A 430-nucleotide genomic window follows, 5' to 3' on the forward strand; every position below is an offset into this window, starting at 1 on the left:
CCCATCATGTCTCCACCGCGCATCGGGCTCTGCCGCTCGGCGGATGGGTTGGCAGGAGAACTCGACTGCGGGGATGCCGGCGTCTGCTCCTGTCCGGGATGATGACCTTGATGGTCCGCTGGCGATTGAGCCAGAGCTGGCTGGGCCAGGATGGCGAGCAGCAACGCTGCAGCAACGGTTCGACCTAGCATGACGCTTCCTCCGGCCTTGATGTCGGTCCGACGAGCTTGCCGAACGTCATCGGAATTATCTTGAGCCAAGTCAAAAAAGGCGGCTGGTGGGCCAGGTTTTTCACCCCGCCCCGTGCGGAGGAAGCGGCGCGGTCACCGACGGAAACTCGACGGCCGGAGACTATGCGTTAAGATGCGACCGGTTCGTCCCCCAGCGAGAAGTGCACACCCATGCCGCAGCAATTCGATCGGTCCGCAGA

1 protein-coding gene is annotated in these 430 nt (G+C 63.0%); it reads left to right on the forward strand.

Annotation, left to right across the window (positions count from 1 at the left end; translation table 11 throughout):
• Nucleotides 1–188: hypothetical protein (locus I6F31_RS36235; protein ID WP_225187060.1), on the forward strand; the 188-nt coding region annotated here is incomplete at its 5' end.
• Between the last annotated feature and the right edge of the window lie 242 nt (nucleotides 189–430).

Origin of the sequence: Bradyrhizobium sp. NBAIM01, assembly GCF_020194115.1 — a bacterium.
GTDB classification, from domain to species: domain Bacteria; phylum Pseudomonadota; class Alphaproteobacteria; order Rhizobiales; family Xanthobacteraceae; genus Bradyrhizobium; species Bradyrhizobium yuanmingense.